At 67.7% G+C, this 14,635-nt stretch carries 13 protein-coding genes and 1 pseudogene; 1 reads left to right on the top strand and 13 read right to left on the bottom strand.

Features of this window, described 5'->3' with window-relative positions; translation table 11 throughout:
- The first annotated feature begins 102 nt into the window (after window positions 1-102).
- Window positions 103-2,823: an ATP-dependent helicase gene (locus ACU616_RS17400; RefSeq protein WP_446759683.1), complete on the top strand. Its 2,721-nt coding sequence runs from the start codon at window positions 103-105 to the stop codon at window positions 2,821-2,823.
- A gap of 47 nt (window positions 2,824-2,870) precedes the next feature.
- Here the strand turns inward: ACU616_RS17400 and ACU616_RS17395 are convergent, their stop codons facing one another.
- The 13 genes and pseudogenes from ACU616_RS17395 to ACU616_RS17335 form a co-directional block, all read right to left on the bottom strand.
- Complete coding sequence (locus ACU616_RS17395) at window positions 2,871-3,122, bottom strand: hypothetical protein (RefSeq protein ID WP_446759682.1); 252 nt, start codon at window positions 3,120-3,122, stop codon at window positions 2,871-2,873.
- The gene (locus ACU616_RS17390; protein WP_446759681.1) at window positions 3,119-3,739 is read right to left on the bottom strand and encodes a hypothetical protein; all 621 of its coding nucleotides are present in this window, start codon (window positions 3,737-3,739) and stop codon (window positions 3,119-3,121) included. The genes ACU616_RS17395 and ACU616_RS17390 overlap by 4 nt, the downstream gene beginning before the upstream one ends.
- A gap of 49 nt (window positions 3,740-3,788) precedes the next feature.
- Window positions 3,789-4,352, bottom strand: a complete 564-nt coding sequence (locus ACU616_RS17385; RefSeq protein WP_446759680.1) for a hypothetical protein — start codon at window positions 4,350-4,352, stop codon at window positions 3,789-3,791.
- A gap of 6 nt (window positions 4,353-4,358) precedes the next feature.
- Window positions 4,359-4,583: pseudogene (locus ACU616_RS17380) on the bottom strand (DNA methyltransferase); the annotation flags it as partial.
- Between the two features lie 15 nt (window positions 4,584-4,598).
- On the bottom strand, window positions 4,599-5,828 hold the full coding sequence (locus tag ACU616_RS17375) for a DNA methyltransferase (RefSeq protein ID WP_446759679.1): 1,230 nt from the start codon (window positions 5,826-5,828) through the stop codon (window positions 4,599-4,601).
- Window positions 5,818-6,450, bottom strand: coding sequence for a hypothetical protein (locus tag ACU616_RS17370; RefSeq protein WP_446759678.1), 633 nt, complete (start codon window positions 6,448-6,450; stop codon window positions 5,818-5,820). Before ACU616_RS17370 ends, ACU616_RS17375 begins: the two co-directional genes overlap by 11 nt.
- Window positions 6,393-7,073, bottom strand: a complete 681-nt coding sequence (locus tag ACU616_RS17365; protein ID WP_446759677.1) for a hypothetical protein — start codon at window positions 7,071-7,073, stop codon at window positions 6,393-6,395. Before ACU616_RS17365 ends, ACU616_RS17370 begins: the two co-directional genes overlap by 58 nt.
- Before the next feature lie 67 nt (window positions 7,074-7,140).
- Window positions 7,141-9,081 (bottom strand): DEAD/DEAH box helicase family protein, encoded by a 1,941-nt coding sequence (locus ACU616_RS17360; RefSeq protein ID WP_446759676.1) that lies wholly within the window; start codon window positions 9,079-9,081, stop codon window positions 7,141-7,143.
- A 100-nt stretch (window positions 9,082-9,181) separates the two neighbouring features.
- The gene (locus ACU616_RS17355; protein WP_446759675.1) at window positions 9,182-10,543 is read right to left on the bottom strand and encodes an AAA family ATPase; all 1,362 of its coding nucleotides are present in this window, start codon (window positions 10,541-10,543) and stop codon (window positions 9,182-9,184) included.
- Between the two features lie 9 nt (window positions 10,544-10,552).
- Window positions 10,553-12,040 (bottom strand): hypothetical protein, encoded by a 1,488-nt coding sequence (locus tag ACU616_RS17350; RefSeq protein ID WP_446759674.1) that lies wholly within the window; start codon window positions 12,038-12,040, stop codon window positions 10,553-10,555.
- On the bottom strand, window positions 12,037-13,188 hold the full coding sequence (locus ACU616_RS17345) for a hypothetical protein (protein ID WP_446759673.1): 1,152 nt from the start codon (window positions 13,186-13,188) through the stop codon (window positions 12,037-12,039). The genes ACU616_RS17350 and ACU616_RS17345 overlap by 4 nt, the downstream gene beginning before the upstream one ends.
- A gap of 85 nt (window positions 13,189-13,273) precedes the next feature.
- Entirely contained in the window at window positions 13,274-14,104 is an 831-nt protein-coding gene (locus ACU616_RS17340) for a hypothetical protein (RefSeq protein ID WP_446759672.1), read from the bottom strand.
- 203 nt (window positions 14,105-14,307) lie between these two features.
- Window positions 14,308-14,628 carry a hypothetical protein gene (locus tag ACU616_RS17335; protein ID WP_446759671.1) on the bottom strand — a complete coding sequence of 107 codons (321 nt, stop codon included), beginning with the start codon at window positions 14,626-14,628 and terminating at the stop codon, window positions 14,308-14,310.
- Between the last annotated feature and the right edge of the window lie 7 nt (window positions 14,629-14,635).

Below are 14,635 nucleotides of genomic sequence, written 5' to 3'. Positions count from 1 at the left end.
CCTCGCCAGGCACACCAGTCCCGTGCACCTCGAGGTGTCCGAGTCGATGCACCAGAAGGCAGCGCCGGAGCCGACACTGATGCGTCCGGAAAAGGGGGGTTCATGTCTGCGCCGGTACTCGAAGGTGACTCGCTGGCCGCTGTTCAGCATCGCGGCAGCCACATCCAGATCATTGCGAGCGCCGGCTCCGGCAAGACCGAGGTGGTCTCACAGCGAGTAGCTGCGCTGCTGGCCGAAGGAGAGCCGGCCAGCAGCATCGTCGCGTTCACCTTCACCGAGCGAGCAGCGGCCTCGCTGAAGGAGCGCATCAGCGCGCGCGTCGCCGAACGTCTCGGCGTGCACGCACTCGACCAGCTCGGCGGGCTCTACGTCGGCACCATCCACGCCTACTGCTTCCGACTGCTGCAGACGTACGTCCCCCGCTACGAGACCTACGACGTCCTCGACGAGAACCAGCTCACCGCCTTCCTCGTCCGCGAGGCGACCCGGCTGCAGATCAAGGACATCGACGGCGCGCTCTTCATGTCGATCCGGACCTTCCTCGGAAACCTCGACGTCGTCGAGAACGAGCTGCTGGTCCCGGCCCAGCTCGAGGACCCGTTCCGCAGCGTGCTCGAGCGGTACTACGCCTCACTCGAGAAGTACCGGCTGCTGACCTACGGCCAGCAGATCGCCCGGGCGGTCGCCGAACTGGACCGGCCGGAGGTCCGTGACAGCGTCCTCAAGGACCTGCGCCACCTCATCGTCGACGAGTACCAGGACGTCAACCCGGCTCAGGAGGCGCTCATCCAGCGGCTGACCGGGCCTGGCGTCAGCCTCGTCGTGGTGGGTGACGACGACCAGGCCATCTACGGATGGCGTGGCTCGGACGTCAAGAACATCACCTCGTTCGCCGAGCGGTACCCCGACGTGGCCACGTTCTCCATCACCACGAATCGCCGGAGTCGGCCGGCGATTGTCAAGACCGCCGACCAGTTCGCTCACTCCATCCCCGGCCGCCTGCCGAAGGTCATGACCGCCACCCGCCCGCCGATGGGCGCGGAGGTCGTGAAGTGGGTCGAGGAGTACGAGGAGGACGAGGCAGCCGAGATCGCCGAGGTTATCGTCCGGCTCAACCGGCAAGGGCTCGCCTACCGCGACATCGCCATCCTCGTCCGCAGCCGAGCGAGCTATCCCATGCTGCTCCAGGCGCTCGAGGACGCCCGAGTGCCGGTCCAGCCGGGAGGTCGGAGCGGTCTCTTCGACCGACCGGAGGCAGAGGTCCTCGGCAAGACGTACTGCTGGCTCGTCGACCACGACTACCGCAAGGCGGGCTTCGGGAACCAGTCCGAGCCCGTCACCGAAGACGACCTGATCCGTGGATACACGAGGACCTTCGGCCTCACGGCATCAACGGCGGGCGCAATCCGCCGACTGCTCGGCCAGTGGAAGGAGGCCGTGGAGCAGCAGACGAGGCGTGTCGACCTCGTCCGTGACTTCTACGAGCTGGTCGACGTCCTGCGCTGCAAGGACTGGGACCTCGCTGACACCCAGGCGATCGCGCGACTCGGCACGCTGGCTCGGTTCACGACCCTCCTGGCCGACTACGAGTCGGTCCGGCGCCGGGCGAGGCCGGACGACGCGGCACCGGGCGAGCAGGTGGGCGGCCAGGACCGCGGGCTCTGGTACTACAAGAACCTGGCCATCCACATCGCGAACTTCGCGTCCGGCGCCTACGAGGACTTCGACGGCGAGCCGGACGTCGACACCGACGCGGTCGACCTGACCACGGTGCACAGCGCCAAGGGCCTCGAGTGGCCGGTGGTCTTCGTCCCGTCGCTGACCAAGCGACGCTTCCCGTCGGCCTACACCGGCAAGCCACGGCCGTGGCTGATCGACCGTAGTCTCTTCGACGCCGACCGCTACGAGGGGTCGGACGACGACGAGCGTCGCCTGTTCTACGTCGCCATGACGCGCGCTCGGGATTGGGTCTCCCTGTCACGCCACGAGCGGGTAACGAAGAACCGCACGGCCTCCTCCCCGTACTGGGACGAGCTGCCGGACAGGTTCCTCGTCGACTGCCCTCTGACCGTCCCGCCGCTCACGTCGTCGACCGCCGATGGGCCACCGCTGCTCCAGGTGACGTTCAGCGAACTGGCGGCCTACGACGAGTGCGGTCTGGCATACCGCCTACGGACGGTGCTCGGCTTCCAGCCGACCCTCGCTCCCGAGCTGGGCTACGGCAAGGCGGTGCACCACGTCATGCGGACGATCGCGGAGCACACGAAGGCGACGGGGACGGCCCCGGACCCCGCGGTGGTGGACAAGATCCTCGACGAGGAGCTGTTCCTCCCGGCCGCCAACAAGGCCGCGCACAAGGAGATGAAGGACGCCGCCCGCCGGCTGGTCAACCGGTACATCACCGATCACGCGTCGGACCTGCAGCGCGTCTGGATGACCGAGCGCCCCTTCGAACTCCACCTGGGGGACGCGGTGGTGTCGGGCCGCGCGGACGTCATCCTCGACCAGGAGGACGGCGTGACCACGGGCCTGGCGATCGTCGACTACAAGACGTCGGTCGGTGAGGCCGGTAGCCACGACCTTCAGCTGCAGGTGTACGCGGACGCGGGACGACGGGAGGGCCTGGACGTCCGAGGCGCTTACGTGCACGACCTCAAGAAGGGCACGCGGGACGCCGTCGAGGTCCACACCGCCGCCATTGCGACGGCTGAGAGCACAGTCGGGACGGTGCTCGACGGGATGCGCCGGCGCGAGTTCGTCCCGAAGCCCGGGGCGGCCTGCCGGCGCTGCGACGTGAAGTCGCTCTGCCGCGTGGCGAAGTAGGCCGCCGGCGGGGCGAGCAGCCTCTTTGCCCGCCCCGCCGGAGCCGTTCAGCTGACTCCGGAGCCGACCTCGAACACCTTCATGACCTCGTCGCCGTAGTCGTTGATGACCTTGACCGCGATCTTGCCGGTGTCCGGCTTGTCGAACGGCCGGGACGTGGTCCGGTAGAGGGACTCCCAAGCATCCGGCTCGATCTCCCCCTTTAGGGCTGCCTTGAGCCGCTTGTACGGGTCGTTCTCGCCGGTGAAGTAGCAGTGCCGGACGAAGAACGACTCCTCGTTGTAGTTGGTGTCGATCATCCACAGCGCGATCTGGCTGGTGTCGTTGCTGCGGATCTCGCCCTGGTCGGGTCGAAGACGTCAACCCCCTTGAGGTCGACGACCACCTGACCCTCGTCGGTGGAGCGCAGCTCGATGTCAGGCTCGCCGAAGACGGTGAAGAGGTTGCCGCTGCCGGTCTTGGCGAGGCCCTCCCCCATCAGCAGATCGACGTTCATGCGGACGAGCAGCACTCGGACGCGGCCGAGGTCCCGCTCTCCCTCGACCGACGCGAACCCCTCGTCGGAGGTCTGGACAGTCACCCCATCGGACTCTGTGACCTCCGTGGCGCGCGCATCGAACGCGAACCCGAGCACGCAGAGCAAGTCAATGTCGCCAGCCCGGTTGGCCTCCTTGGCGGCGGACTTGATGAAGGTCGGCGCCACCGTCCCGTACTGAGGGCCGATGGCCACACCGATCCGGCTCGGCGCCGCATCCGGATCCCCAGCATCGCTTGCCCGCTCACCGACCGCCTGGATGTAGACCCCGGCGTACGGCTCGAGACCGGCGAAGTGGATGCGCTCGTTCCTTCGGCCGTTCTGAATGCCTGCCTTGGCCAGGTTGTCGAGTATTGAGGTTTTCTCACTAGAAATCCCCACCCAGTTGAAGGGCGTAGTGGGCGTCGCTGGTCAGGGCTTCAGCGAGTCGTCAGCGACTTCGGGCGCGGGCCCTCGACGCAGGCTCCCGGCAGGCGGCACTCGACACTTCGCTGGCACGAGGGCCTGACCTGCAGCGATGCCTCTCCCAGCCGTCCGCGGACGGCGAATCCTGGTGAGAAAACCTCATTGACTGCTCGAACGTCGGCGCCGAGGCGTCCTCAGCGGCAGCCTGCTCGCTGATGGTCTCCCGATGCTCGACGTCCTCCGGCCCGCCCGCGAACGCCAGCGAGCGGTGCGGCGACAGACTCTCGACCGTGAAGGGGCCCGAGACGCGCACCTTCGACTTGTCCTCGTAGGGCTTGTCGTACAGCACCTCAAAGTCAGCGTGACGCTTGATCGCTGCCTCAATTTCCGCACGGGACATGCCGTCATGGATATCGGGGTTGTTCGCGATCGACTTAAGGGTGATGTGCTGCACGCGCTCATAGACAAGTCCATGGCGAATGTCGTTCGTGACCTCGGCCGGCGGCAGCCTCCTGCCACCCAGCTGCTCCTCTTTTGACCGCCCGTCTGCGGAGTCAGCGATGAGGTAGTAGGGAAATCGTGCGGCCATGAGACGTTAACGGGCTAGTGCGAGGGCGACACGCGACGTATCAATCGTGATCCACCGACGACCCCACTGTTCAGCAACGTAGGAGGTTGTACCCGAGCCACAGGTCGGATCCAACACGAGGTCGCCTGGATCCGTGCACATCAGCATGCAGCGCTCGATCACCTTGGGCGAGGTCTGTACGACATAAGTTTTAGCGTCCGAGTAGCCGCTAATCACCGTATCGTCCCAAACATTTGTGTACGGAGCTCACGGAAAGTCGTGGGCCAAACGCACATAGCGCAGGCGATTACCAACCGGAATCATCCTTCCGGCTATCGCCAATCGATCACGGCCCGCCCTGTTAGTCTTCCAGTGTGTATTCGGAGCGAGGGAGAATGGTCTTCCTTGAAACTCGAAGGGACCACTATCTTCCGTGACGCCGCTCGATGACATGTCCCCTGGCATGAAGAACTGAGCGCCAGGGGGGAGTGCCACTCGCCCGGACTTCTCGTCCGCAGTAGCGCTTCGAAAGCCACCATCAGCCAAAAGAACCCGCGTGTACTGCTCCCGCAGTGTCTTCTCTGCGCGTGGCCTTAGAAGGTTGCGGTACTTGGCGACGCCGCGGTCTTTAGCATACCAGAGCAAGGTGTCGCTGACCACGTCGATAAAGTCCGCCGCGCGACCACTTGTTGTGAGATAGTTGATCGAGGCGATGAAGTTTTCTCGCCCAAACACCTCGTCCAAGAGACTGCGGACCAGATGAACGTTCTCGTCGCCAATCTGAACAAAGACGCTCCCGGACTCGGTGAGCAGTTCCCGTGAAACTACGACACGGTCGCGCAGGTAGGAAAGGTACGAGTTGATCCCCAGTTCCCAGGTGTCTCGAAAGGCTCGAATCTGTTCGGCCTCACGAGAGGCGTGCTCGATTTTGCCATCCTTGACGTTTCGATCTCGGGCAGACGACTGGAAGTTTGACCCGAACCTGATCCCGTAGGGGGGATCGATGTAGATCATTTGCACCTGACCGCGTAGCGCCTCGCGGTCGGCGAGTGAGGCCATGACCTGTAGCGAGTCGCCCAAGATCATGCGATTCGACCAGTTGGCCTGGTGCTTGTAGAAGTCGACCATGTCGAGCTCGTCAAGGCCGTCGAAGCTCTCGAAGAGCGACAGTTCGGGTTCCTGCTCCCCCAACGCGGCCGTCTTTCGGAGGTTCTCGACCAGCACACGCGGGTCGATCTTCTCCTGGATGTAGATGGGCGGGGCGTCGACCATCAGGTCCTTGTCCGCGGCCGGGTCGCCGTCCGGGTACTTGCCCTTCCAGATGAGCTGCGGGTCAAGGCTCGGATCCCGAGCGAGCGCGACCTGCCGGATCTCCTCGAGCGCCGGCGTCGGAAAATCCTCAGCTGCATCCGCGGTCGGCAGGTTGACCCGGGTGTCGTGGTGCTCGATCGCCTCGACCGGCGTCGGCATCTTGGGACCGTTCGGCTTACGCGCCACGTGAGACCTCGTCATAGTCGAGCAGATCGGGATTGCCGACGATGGGGGCGTCGGCGTAGAGCAAGTCGATGGCCTCCGAGAGTCGGTCTCGGACGCCGAGCATGGTGGTTATCTCGACATAGCCCCAGCGGCCGAAGCCGCCGTGGTTATTCACCGCGACGCACCACTGGTCGCGAGCGGTATCCGCCTTGGCCTTGGTGGGGCCGGGGCTCTTCTGGCCGCCGGAGACTTCGATGATGAGCGTGCGCTTGACGTCGTCTTCACGCGCCTTGAGGCGGACGAGGAAGTCGGGGACGTACGAGTGCGACCGTCCCTTGTGCACGTACGGGATCACGAAGCCGAGGTGGTCGTTCTTCACGTAGGAATGGACGTCCCGGTGCAGTTCACACTCGGCAGCAAGCAGCTGCTCCCAGGTGTTGCCGTCCTTGCCGTCGAGGGTGACGTGACTGACCTCAGACTTGATCGTCGCCTCGACTGCCTTGCGGGTCGGGAAGGCGACGTCCGCGGTGGAACCGACGGGGTCGAACCGCCGCATCATCGGCCGCAGACGCTTCCGACGGTTGTCTACCTGCACCGAGATGGCGTGGCAGATCGCTTCCGCGGCGACCGCCTGGCCTTCCATCGAGGTGAGAAGGTGGCCGATGGCGTAGCCGGGGGCGATGTCGACGCACTCGTCGAGCCACTGCCGAGCGATGCGGACCAGCTGCGGAAGAGCCAGGGACGTGGATCGTCGCCGAGGACGGTGAATTGGGTGCGCAGCAGCCGCGCGGCGAGTTGATAGGCCACCTCCTGACGGCGGCGGTCCCTTGCCTTCTCGTCGGTGAGCAGCTCCTCGCCCCCGACGACGTCGCCGACTGTCGTGCGCGTGGGCACGGTGCTGGGTCCGATCGGGAAGCGGTCGGTGGTCGCCGGGTCGAACACGAGCTGCTCGTCCGGAATCTCGACCCGGTAGCCGTCCAGCTTCGGGAACTCGATCCGCAGGTGCTCGCGACCGGGCAGTGACTCCACCAGGATTGCCGGCGGCCGTGGCAGGGGGTCGGGGCCGGGCTTGTCGCTCGGGATGAAGGCGAACGGGATGCCGTAGACGTTCGCGTACTCGGGTTCGAACCTGCCGTCCTCGCCGAGGGCATACGAGCGGCGGCGCAGTCCACGCCCGACGACCTGCTCGCACAACAGCTGGCTGCCGAAGGCCCGGATCCCGAGGATGTGGGTCACAGTGTTGGCGTCCCAGCCCTCGGTGAGCATGGCGACACTGAGGTTTTCTCACCAGGATTCGCCGTCCGCGGACGGCCAGGGAAGGCATCACTGCAGGTCAGGCGCATGTGCCAGCGGAGGTGCCAAGTGCCACGTGGCGGGACCCGCGCCGAGCAGCCGTGATCGACGTCGCCAACGACTCGCCGCAGCCCTGACCAGCGGCGCCGACCGTCCCCTTCAAGCTGGTGCGGATTCCTGGTGAGAAAACCTCACCGACCACGCAGCGGACGCCCTCGCCGAGCTTGCCCTTCTTGCCGACGGTGTTCATGACCTCGCGGAGGAGGTCCTCGTCGGTGAGCGAGTCCGCGTCCGCGCCCGGGTTGCGCCGGCGGAAATCGGCCTTGAACGCCTCGATCTCGGCAGCGGCTGCCTGCTTGAAGTCCGCCTTCATCGCCTCGCCGGACTCGAGCTGCGCGGAGTCGACGAGGATCGTCCGCGGACGGCTCAACTGCCGCCCGTCCTCCACGTTGCTGAACCTGGGCAACACCCCGGCGGTCAGGACGCCGTCCTTCTCAGCTCCGGCGATGAAGTCGTAGACGAGCTTCGAGACCACGGTGTTGGGGCAGACGATGATGAACACCGGCGGCGGCTCGCCGTGCCGGGCAAGCTCCTTCTCCCAGTGCTCGAAGGACTTCTCGTAGTTGCCGTACAGGCTCTTGAGCGCGCCCTCGAGCTCGGCGGGCGGCATCCAGCCGTGCAGCGCCTCGGTGGAGGACAGCTTCTTCTTCGGGAGCTTCCCAGGCTGGCCGATGTAGTCCCACAGCCGCAGATAGGTGACCAGGTCGCCGGTCGCATCGTCGTCCACCGGAATGCGCGGAATCTTGACGATGCCGCACTCGATGGCGTCCATGAGGGAGAAGTCGCTGACCACCCACGGGAAGATGTACCCCTCGGAATAGCCCGATCCGCCGAGGTAGAAGGGCGTCGCCGAGAGGTCGTAGATCGTCTTGATGCCGACCTTGCGCTGGACCGCCTGCAGGCCGCGGAACCACACGCGCGCCGTCTCGAGGTCCTCCTTCGTCTGCGAAGCGGGAGCACCTTTGGCGACGGAGATGGGCTTGTCCTGGTAGCAGTGGTGCGCCTCGTCGTTGAACACGACGATCTGCTCATTGCGCCCGGCGAAGTCGCGGAGCACCCGAGCGACCATGGCGTCCGGTGTCTCGGTGAAGGGGTCCTCTGTCTTGCCGGCGAGCAGTATCTTCTTGGTGTTCGCGGCGACGCCCTTGATCTCCTTGGCGTCGCGCAGCAGGAACGAGTGGTAATTCGTTATGACGAGCTGCGCTTGCTGGACCGCGGCGCGCAAGTCGGAGGGAACGAGGTCGCGCTCCTCGTAGTAGTTGCCGGGGTGGCCGGGCAGGAGCACCTGGAGCCGGTCGCGGATGGTGATGCCGGGCGCGACGATGAGAAAGCGCTTGGCAAACCGTGCGTCGCGCGGGCTCATCACCTTGTTGGCGGTCTGCCACGCGATGAGCATGGCCATGACGACGGTCTTGCCGGTACCGGTGGCCATCTTGAGCGCCACGCGGGGCAGCCCGGAGTTGTGGTCGGCGTTGGCCCCATCGATCTGCCGGCGCCAGTCGGCGTAGCCGTGCCGGCCGGCGACCTCCGCGAGGAAGATCGCTGTCTCGGCGGCTTCCCGCTGCGCGAAGAGCACGCGGTTCTCACGGGCCGGGTCGGCCCAGTGCTGCAGCAGCTTCCGGCTGGTCGGAGTAGCCCGCTCGTAGTCACGGTGCCGCCAGCGCTCGACCTCGCGACGGAGATCGTTGACGAAGCTGTTGCGCTCGCGCCGCTCGCCGGTGAGGTCGAAGTCGATCGCGTCCTGGACGAAGCCGGCCTCGGTCTGCTGGCCCTTGCGCGCAGCCGGGATCGGGATGAAGGACTCGCTGGGACGGCGGCCCTCCTTGACGACGTTCGTCCGGCCCTGAGGCCCCATCTCGTAGTGCCGGGCCGGCGGGTCGTACGGCCCGTTGAGGATCGGGCTCTCCAGCGCTTGGGTCATGCGCGACCACGCTCTCTTCTCATTCCGCTCCCCCGTCGTTCCGTTGAGACCCTAAGTGGCTGACTCGTCGACTGACTGTCACGACCCCGTTCGGGCCCCATCACGCCTGGATGCGGTGACGCATGAGGTGCGTGAGGACCGCGTGGTTGGCCTCCCAGCCGTCAGGACAGTCGGCCGGCAAGTTGAGGAAGACGTTCGACTCGGTGGGGTGAGCGTCGAGCAGGTCCGCCATCCCCTCACGGCCGACGACGATGCAGCCGTGCCGGTGACGGCTGAGCAGCACACAGAGCCGGCCGGCCTCCAGGTGGAACGCTGTCGCATCCCGTCGTCCGGCCAGCGGATGCCACACCACGGTCACGTCGAACTCCCGACCCTGTAGCCGGTTGGCGGTGTCGACGATGACGTGCTCGAGCTGCGCCGGACCGCCGTGAGCCAGTCGCTGACGGAACTCGCGCTTCAGCGCGGCGACCTGATCCGTGTGTGCTGCCCCCACGGCGACCCGGGCTCCCTCGAGTGGGACGCCGGTCTGGTTCCGCTCGCATCGGGTCTCCGCATTGCGCCTGAACAAGGCGGCGGTCGCGTCCGCCACGGCCGCAACCATGCCGGTGTCGGTCCGCGTCGTGAAGGCAGCGGGCAGCTCGAGGTACGCCCATCCGGTCCGCGCCATTGTGGTCACCGCAGCATCCGCCGGCGAGCCCAGGTCGAGGCGATCAAGATGCAGCTCGCGCTCGTCGTCGTCCGTGGCGCTGGTGAAGTCGAGCTCGTAGAACGCCTGGCGGACGAGGTCCACTGCCGACGCCGGCAGGCGCCAGGACACCGGGAGCTCGATCACCGGCGCGTCCGGATATGACATCTCGAGGGTGCCGGCTGCTGTCTCCAACGGGCCCAGGAGGACGCCCTCGAACCGGCGGGTGTCGGCGATGGTGAAGGGGTCGAGCTGCCCAGGGTCCCCGACGGCGAGGGAGCGGTCGAAGAGATTCGCCACGCGGAACAGGTTGTCGCCGCGCATCTGGTACGCCTCGTCGATCAGGGCCAACTCGTAGTGCGGCGGTCCTGCAGTCGCTCGAGGGTTGTTGCAGTACACCCACTTGTCGGCCGGGGCGACGATGGCCTCGCACCCCTGCAGACCGGCGAGCTGACGGTCGACCACCAGGCCCGCGACCCCGGAGGCCCGTCCACGAGCCTCGCTCTCCCCGCCCTGGGAGACGAACCGCCCGGTGCGGATGCCGTCGGCGGCCAGCGCGGTAGCCAGGTCGTCAGCCTGGGCGTTGGTCTGGACGACGATGGGGACCACGGGCAGCCCGTCGTCGAGGAGGCTCCGGGTGACCCGTCGCATCGTGGTGGTCTTGCCGGCGCCGGGCGGGGCCTTGGCGATGACGACGCGGTTGTCGGCGCGCCTCAGTGCGTTGGTGATCGCCTGTGTCGCGGCCGCCGACGCCGCGATCGCGCTGGACTTGGGCATGAATACCTCTCAGCTCGCGGACGTCGTCGGGGTGCTCACGTTGTCGGTGCTGACGTCGTTGACGACGTCCATGTCGTCGGCGAGGCGGCGGTGCGTCCAGGTCTCCCGGAGGTCGTGCACCGGCTTGACCGGGCCTCTCGCCAGGTCGAGCGACGTCAAGCGAACGACGCGGCCGACCTCAGTGGGGAGGTCCGGCGTGACACCGCCGACCCGCTGGACGCCCGACGTCATCTCGAGCGTCATCGTGGCGTCGTCCCGGCCGAGGACCGTCATGGAGACAGCGCCGTCCCGCTCCGTCCAGCACAGGGCGTCGTCCGCCTCGAAGCGGTGGTTCTCGTGCGCCAGGCGCAGACGGATGAGGGGACGGAGGACACGTCTCGTCTTGCCGGGCGGGATGATCCGACGGTCCGCGTCGGCGTACTCGACGACGCCGCGGACACCGGTGCCGTCGACTTCCTGGGCGGCAAAGCGGAGCGGGTCGTCGGCGCACTCCTGAGCCACCACGAGAGCGGTGTCGGCCTCACGCTCCGCGAGCAGCCGGATCGCCTCACGGTCGGACAAGGTGTTGCGCAGACGGACGTCGTCCCCCGACACCCGCCGTGACCACCACTCCCACTCCCTCGCATCGCGGGAGCGCCGCGTCACGGCGTGCGGCGCGGTCGGCAATCCGCGCAGCAGGTCGAGCGCCGTCCACGTGTCCTCCCACGCGGGCTGCAACGCTGCCCGCACGACCTCGCGCACCTCGCGGCCGACCGTGTCGACGACGGACGGGTCCGTGCTTCGGTCCCGCGCTGCGTTGAAGTCGGCGATCGCCGGATCAAGGTGCTTCTTGTCCCACTGCGGGCTCGAGGTGGGGCCTGCAGTGGGGCCGTCCTCGGCGTCGAGCGCACCGGCTGCAGCGCCGTCGGGACCGGGTGTGATCCACGCCAGGACGGCGGCGAGGAGCTCGTCCTCCAGGGCGGACTGCCCCGTCGTCCAGTGCTCGCACAGCAGGTCGGTCATGGGGAGGACGAGGGCTTGGCCGGGGTGCTCCGCCTGACCTCCGAACCACGCGAGGTGACGACCTGCCTGCACGGTGGCCGGCGGGATGAGGCCGGCGGGTCCGGGGTGACGCACGCTGCGGCCCAGGACCTCGAGGAACTGCGCGGTGGCGGTGTTCGGCACCACGAGCTGAGGACAGGGCCGACGGGAGGCGTCCCGGTCGTCGCCCTCGACCGGCACGTAGCCCTGGAGGTAGTCGAGGACCACCTCCGCGAACGGGTTGATCAGTCCGAAGCGCAGGTCACGGTTGCGGGGCTCGGGTGCACAGAAGAACGCCGGCCGGTCGCGGTGGGTGCCGACGAGGACGCCCAGCGGGCTGGCGGGGTCACCGGCCAGCTTGTACGTGACGATGACGAGCGGCTCGTCGCCCAGGTGGCGGTGGCACATGCTCGCGCGCGGTAGTGCTCGGTCCTCCGCGGCGGCACGGACCTTCAGGTAGGAGTCGAAGAGGGTCACGCGATGCCTCCCGCGTCGACATAGGCGTTGTGCGCGGCGTGCAGAGCGGCCGCCACGTCTGCGGCGAAGGGCACCGTGTCCCCGGTGATGCCGAGCGGATCACGGCCGGTCCGAGCCGCGAAGACGACGTCCGCGACGGTGTCGAACACCCCGAGGTCCGAGCGGACGTTCTGGCCGAGGCGGTCGAGACGGTCACCCGAGACGCACCGCTGCCGGCAGGCGCGCGCCATGGAGCACGAGCTCAGGCAGCCCGGGGTGTAGTGGTGGTCGACCTTGGCGACCTGCTCGGCGAGCTCGTCGGGGTCGTCGACGTCGAAGGTCAGGTCCTCGGGGAGCTCGTCCAGGATCGCGGACAGCTGGGTACGCCGTGCCAGGCGGCGGGACAGCGCCTTGAGCTCGTTGCGGACGTCGAGGGTGTGGCTGGTCGGCGTGAGGCCGTAACCCTTCGCCGTGATGAGGAGCGTCGTCGTCGACACGACGTCCAGGTCGAAGCCGAGACTAGCCAGCGCCTGCTGCAGGCTCAGCACGTAGACCGCGCTCTGCCGGGCGGCCTGCGAGACGTGGGAACGTTCGTTCGGGACGCCGGCGATCACCGCGAACGACTTGATCTCGACGACGTACAACCGTCCGCCGACGACGAAGGCGAGCGCGTCCTGCTCGAGGTAGCACGTGCGGCCGCTCCGCTGCAGCGTCGTCACGGGGTGCCGCAGCAGGTTGTAGGCGCCGGCGGGGTCGGTGAGCATGTTGGCCAGCGCGTCGATCGTCCGCTGGGCACGCCACTTGAGCGCCGCTCGTCCGCGGAGCCCTTCCGGCACATCCGACAGGTCCTTGTACCGGGCCTCCGGGATGTCGAGGTCCAGCTGCTTCCGCGCCTCAGCGAGGAGGTGCCCCTCGTCGACCACGATCCGCTCGAAGAGGTTGCCTCGGCGCAGAGCCGCCGGGGACTGCTCCTCGGGCATCGGGTGCTTCATCCGGGCGGCCAGAGCGGCTTTGTCGATCGCCGCGGCGTCCAGGACCGCACGGAGATGGCAGCCCGGGTGGTCGAGATCGGCGGCGACGTCCCGGGCATGGCCGGCCCTGGGCGGCTGGGAACCGCGGATGCGGTCCAGGACCGCTTCGATGTGGTCGTGCTGTGAGATCACCGTCATCGCTGCTCTCCCCCTTCGAGCACCATCAGTTCTCGTATCGGCATGCGACTGCCGCGAGTAGCGGCGAACAGGTCGGGGGTTCGGCTCACTGGGCCCCGCCCACCGTGGCCTCGTCCTCTGCCAACGCCTTCAGCGATGCACCGAACAGCTGCTGCGGCTCGGGCAGACCGGCCGCCCTCTCTGCCGCGCCGGCTCGGTCTGCGGCATCCCGGTCCGCGAGGACCTCGAGCTCTCTGACGGCCGCCTCACGGATCCGGTCGGCGGCGAGCTCGCCGCGCCGGAGGCCGGGGATGGTGGCGCCGAAGCGCCACAGGAGCCGTTCGATCGCAACCGTGTTCGCCGACGGCTCATCCTCGGTGTCGCGAGCTCGAGTCAACGCATCGGCGAGATGGATCGTCAGCCGCAGGTGGGCCGTGCGAGGGGTCAACGGCCCGATGAGGCGGTCGGCGAGCTGCCAGCTCGAGAGGGTGAGCAGGCCACGGACCGGAGCGAAGGTGTCGTGCTGCAGCGCCGGGCAGATGTAGTAGCTCCGCGCTCCGGGAGCCTTGTTGTACGCACGGCGCTCGTCGTGGCGCAGTGACGTCACGGCCTTATACGGGAGCTCCTCGCCGTAGAGGGCGCCAGCGAGGCCGATGATGAGCTGCGGAGACAGCGGCACGGCGACCGCATCAAGCAGGGTGTGGGTCTGCTCTCGACTGGTGGGCACAGGCAGGGCTGACCGGGAGGTTCCCTGCTCCTTATGCACCTGCGCGACAGCCCGCTCGACGGCCCGGTCGCGATCTCGCTCAGCGAGGCGCAGCTCGCGGGCGATCTCCTCCCACGCGGCGAGGTCACCGGCATCCAACGCCGTAGCCAGCCGAGACTGCAGCTCGGCGACGCGCGCCATCGCCTCGCGGTGGTCCATCGCTGGGGACATGCCGGAGACTGTGCAGCATCTTCCAGACTTTGTCCAGAGTCTTCCCGCATCCGAGGGAGGAGGATGCTGCCCGTCGATGTGCGTGTGGGTCACTCCCGGACCCGAGCCGACGGCAACCGGCCGACTGGTCGCGGAGGCAGACAGACGAAGCTGCCGTCCTGTGGACGTTGTCCCACGCCCGCTGCGATCAGCAGCGGGCTGTCTCAGAGGCGGTCGATCCAGGTGTCCTCGTCGCGGTCGTCCCACGCGGAACCGCCGCTCGTCTGCGGCGCCGTCGCCGAGGCGAGCGACGACAGGACACGCAGCGCCTCCGCACGCGTCAGCGACCGCAACGACTCGACGGGCCGCTCGACGACGGCCTCGATCGCCTCCTGCCGCTCGGCCATCGTCGTCAGGCCACGGCTGGTGAGTGCCGTCCGGATGTCGTTGACCAGCCAGTCGGCGATGGTCGCCTCGGTGGCGACCGGCTGGGTCGGTTCGTGCGGGGATGCGTCGTCGCCGAAGAGTGAGAGCTCACCTGACACGCAGTGA

The sequence above is a fragment of the Geodermatophilus sp. URMC 62 genome (assembly GCF_052931475.1).
The sequence above is the reverse complement of the archived record's forward strand: the minus strand, read 5'-3'. Positions and strand labels throughout refer to the sequence as shown.